We start from the raw sequence: 1,633 nt of genomic DNA, 5'->3' as shown, positions 1-1,633 counted from the left end.
GAAGAACTAGAGGAACTAATGCCTTGGGCACCAGAGATTCAAAATAACTGCAAATAATAAATCGTACAACTAGAGTGAAATGCTCCAACTCTAATTGTACGATTTTTATTTTTGGACACCTTCTAATTAATCGCTTACCATTAAAAAAAATAGGTCAATACATCATAAAAAAGTAAAAATTCCAAGTAAATAAAAATAATTTTTTATAAAAATAAACTAATGAAAAGAGGTATTTAAAGATGAAAATTGAAGCAGGAAACAATGTATTTGTATTAGATTTTAATGGGAAAGAGAATGAAGATGAGAAAGTCTTCTTAGAAGTAGCTAAGTATATGATTGATAAAAAGTTAGGGGTTCAACCTACAGAGGAGTGTGCTACCGAGATTAAACCAATTATTGCACATGAGGTAAACACATCTATAGTACATGCAATTCGAGAGGTGCAGGAAGCTTGTAAGGCTGTTGGCCCACATGAAGTGAAAAATCAGGAAGGTGAGGCTAAAGCAGTTAAAACGACTGTCACAAATAAACAACCAGGACAAAAGTTCAACTCAGTAAAAGAATTCTTAGAAGCACAAGAGCGTCGATTAGTAATAGGAGTATGTGAGTGCGAAAAAGATTTTCATTTCTGGATTGATGACCCTAATCAAAAAGAACTTAGATTTACATGTAAACGTTGTGAAGAAGATAAAGTAATCCATCTTGATGATTTAGTCCCTGCTACATACAAGTGCAATGAGTGTGGTAAACAAGCTTCATTCTGGATGGAACCTGCTCAAGCAGTGGCTATTGATTGTGTAAGCTGCAAAGCAGAAGTTGATATGTATTATCACGATAAAAAGAAGATTATGACTAACAAATTTTAATAGCTAAATGCAATATACCTTTAGAAAATCTAAGTTTTATTGATTCAATTAATAAATATCAAAACCGACATAGAATAATTTTAAAGTAGTAGCATTCTCTATATAAACTGCTACTACTTTAAAACAATTTATTGTGACACAAGATTGGAAACAATATTTAGAATATTATTAGCTTCTACATGAAATGCACAATAGGTTTGTAAGATGGTCATTTTTTCAATATTAGAATTAGAGTTATTTAATTCATTCAATTTGATTAAAGAACAATGAATTAGGTTAGTAGAATTAAAAAGAACTAGTACATTGAGTTTTTCAGTACATAGATCAGGAAGAGACTCATAGTAGCTAAGCATTGATTGTGTAACATTATCTAACTGGTTATTTATAAAGTTTAATTCAGTGATATAAATTTCATCAGATGGAGTAGTTAGAAAAGCAATTTTTTGTGTCAATGTAAAGATTTGTTTTTGTATTTGATTAATCTCTTCTATATAGTTAGTAACAGTTTGCTTATGTGCGTTAGAGTCAATAGTTGCTGCAGACAAAGAAGATGTAAATACAAAAAGTGATGTAATAAACATAAAAACATATGATTTAGATTTCATATTTTGGCCTCCAATTTTTATAAGGTAAGCGATTAATTAGAAGGTGTCCAAAAATAAAAATCGTACAATTAGAGTTGGAGCATTTCACTCTAGTTGTACGATTTATTATTTGCAGTTATTTTGAATCTCTGGTGCCCAAGGCATTAGTTCCTCTAGTTCTTC

The 1,633-nt window shown here is 30.5% G+C and carries 2 protein-coding genes; one reads left to right on the top strand and one right to left on the bottom strand.

The genetic code is table 11. The features are described from left to right. The first annotated feature begins 239 nt into the window (after nt 1-239). A complete protein-coding gene (locus H8718_RS20160) occupies nt 240-866 on the top strand; it encodes a hypothetical protein (RefSeq protein ID WP_249334848.1) in 627 nt (208 codons plus the stop codon). A gap of 128 nt (nt 867-994) precedes the next feature. On the opposite strand, the gene H8718_RS20155 is transcribed toward H8718_RS20160, so the two are convergent. After that, nucleotides 995-1,471 (bottom strand): hypothetical protein, encoded by a 477-nt coding sequence (locus tag H8718_RS20155; protein WP_249334847.1) that lies wholly within the window; start codon nt 1,469-1,471, stop codon nt 995-997. Nucleotides 1,472-1,633: the final 162 nt, after the last annotated feature.

The sequence above is a fragment of the Zhenhengia yiwuensis genome, assembly GCF_014384995.1.
GTDB lineage: Bacteria > Bacillota > Clostridia > Lachnospirales > Cellulosilyticaceae > Zhenhengia > Zhenhengia yiwuensis.
This window is presented reverse-complemented; position numbering and strand designations above follow the sequence as displayed.